Consider the following 2,684-nt stretch of genomic DNA (forward strand, 5'->3'; position numbering starts at 1 on the left):
CGCGCCCCCCCTGCGCGAGGGGGGGGGGGGGAGGGGGGGGCCGACCTCCCACCCAGGGCACGATCAGGCAGCGCTCCCCGACTCCCCACCCGCCCAACCTCGAACCCGCCCAACCTCGAACCCGCCCAACCTCGAACCCGCCCAACCTCGAACCCGCCCAACCCCGAACCCGCCCAACCTCGAACGCACCCAACCTCGAACGCACCCAGCCCCGAACCCACCCAGCCCCGAACCCACTCAGCCCCCGAACCCCACCCACCCTGCGCCGCCCTGGACGGAACGTTCACACCCAGCCCGTCCGGCGTTTGAGGACGTCTTTCGTCTTTCAGCCCCTGCGGCGCTTGAGCAGATCCGAACGAAGTTCGGATGAAGGGGTCCGGGGCGCAGCCCCGGTTTCTGGAAGGGGCGGGTAGGGGAAAACAGCCCGCCGCAGGCGCAACCGGGCCGCACCCGACAGCGAGACCGCGACCGCACCCGGCGCGCATGGGGTACCGGCGGCCCCAACCCCCTTACCGCGCAAGGGATTCCCCTCATGCTCCGCGCCCCGCGAAGGAGCAGGCTGCAGGCGTGCGCCTGGCGTGTCTGCGTCAAGCAGACGCGCCTCTCCGCAACCAGGCGCACCCCCTCCGCACGCGGCCGGCTCCCCCCGGCCCGACTTCGAGAGGAACCGCCTGTGACTCACCCCCGTGGTCATCGCAGAACACATCGCCCCCGCAGCGGGGTCACCTGGGGCGCGGCCGCCGCCGGCGTCCTGCTGACGCTCGGCGCGCTGCAGCACTCCGCCCAGGCCGACCCCGCACCGCCCAGTCCTGACACCGCCCTCGTCGAGGCGGTTCAGCGCGATCTGGGCCTCACCCGGCAGGAGGCCGCCGAGCGGCTCGCCGACGAGGCCGCGGCGCAGCGTACGGCCACGGCCCTGCGCGGCGAACTCGGCGACCGCCTCGCCGGTGTCTGGTTCGACGCGGGCAGCGGCACGCTCGCGGCCGCCGTGACCAGCGGTGCCGGGGCGGGCGAGGGCCGCGCGGCGGGGGCACGCCCGCCCGGGGGCGCCCCCTCCGGCCCCGAACTCGCCGCCGTCGCCGACGAGATCACCCGCCTCGTCGGCAACGGCAAGGACGGCGTGCGCAGTTGGGGGGTCGATGTCCGTGACAACCGCGTCCGCGTGGCGGTGGCGGAACAAGCGGACCCCGGTTTCCTGAAGGCGCTGAAGGTCTTCGGTGACCGTGTGCACGTCGAGACCGGGGCGGACACCCCGCGCCAGCAGGGCGGTGAGGTCGCCGGCGGCGAGAAGTGGGTGCCCGGCAGCGAGAGCCCCTGCTCCATCGGCTTCTCCGTGACCCGGGCCGGCGGGGCGAAGGCCTTCGTGACCGCCGGACACTGCACGAACGACGTGAACCAGGCCGCGTACGGCAAGGACGGCACCCGCGTCGGCACGTCCAACAAGGGCGGCACCGGCAGCTACAACAACCGCGAGGGCGACTTCGGCATCGTCGACGTCGATCAGTCCGCCTGGACGCTCAGTAGCCGGGTCGAGGGGTACAGCCAGAGCGACGTCACGCTCACGGGCTCGCAGGACGCCACCGTGGGAACCCTGGTCTGCCGCTCGGGCCAGACCAGTCAGTACCGCTGCGGTGAAGTGACCCAGGTGAACCAGTCCGTCGACTACGGCAACGTCGTCATCGACGGCCTGTCGTACACCGACGCCTGCTCGGCCGGCGGCGACTCCGGCGGCAGCTACGTGACCGCGTCGGGCGGCAAGGCGGTCGGTATCCATTCCGGCGGTGGCAGCAACACCTGCGGCAGTTCCGGGGAGACCTTCACCATCTTCCAGCCGGTCAACGAAGCGCTGAGCAAGTTCTCCGCGACGCTCGTCACGGGTGCCCCGCAGCCCGGCGAGGTCACCGTCGCCGCCGTCTCCGACCAGCACACCGCCGTGGGGCAGCGGGCCGAGGTCGCCAACAGCGCCGAGGGCGGGACCGCCCCGTACACCTGGAGTGCCGGCGGACTGCCCGCAGGCTTCGCCATCGACGCGTCGAGCGGCACCATCTCCGGCGCGGCGAGCACGGAAGGAACCTCGAACGTGACCGTCACGGCGACCGACAGCGCCGGCAGGACCGGCTCCACGCGCTTCACATGGAGGGTCGGCGACAACGGCGGCGGCACCCTGTCGCTGCAGAATCCGGGCAGCCAGACCGCATACATCGGCAAGGCGGTCGACCTCCGGCTCGTCGCCTCGGGCGGCAGCGGCGCCCGTACCTTCGCGGCCGTCGGCCTGCCCGCCGGCGTCAGCATCGACCGCGCGTCTGGGCGGATCACCGGCTCGCCCACCAAGTGGGGATCCACCACCAGCCGGATCACTGTGACGGACGGCGCGGGCAAGACGGCTTCCACCGATGTGAGCTGGTTCATCTTCTACTGATCGAGAGTTCCGCTGATCGTGGGTTCCACTGATCGAGCGTTCTGCTGATCAGGTGCCCGTCGTACGACCCGCAGTACCTGGCTACCTCTTACATGCGGCATACTTGCGAACCATTCGCAATAACTGTCGATCTTGAACAGGGGTGTGGGCATGAGGGCCGCAGCGATACGGGGAACGGGCGCCCTGGCGGGGGCCGCCCGGGGGGGGGGCGCCGCCCCCCCCTGTGCCCCGCCCCCCCCGGGGGGGTCCGCCGGGGCGCGCGCCC

1 protein-coding gene is annotated in these 2,684 nt (G+C 72.4%); it reads left to right on the plus strand.

Features of this window, described 5'->3' with window-relative positions; all coding sequences use genetic code 11:
- Nucleotides 1–673 precede the first annotated feature (673 nt).
- Nucleotides 674–2,419: a putative Ig domain-containing protein gene (locus JAO81_RS29385; protein ID WP_199550992.1), complete on the plus strand. Its 1,746-nt coding sequence runs from the start codon at nt 674–676 to the stop codon at nt 2,417–2,419.
- Nucleotides 2,420–2,684 lie beyond the last annotated feature (265 nt).

Origin of the sequence: Streptomyces sp. N35 (genome assembly GCF_016464295.1) — a bacterium.
Classification (GTDB): domain Bacteria; phylum Actinomycetota; class Actinomycetes; order Streptomycetales; family Streptomycetaceae; genus Streptomyces.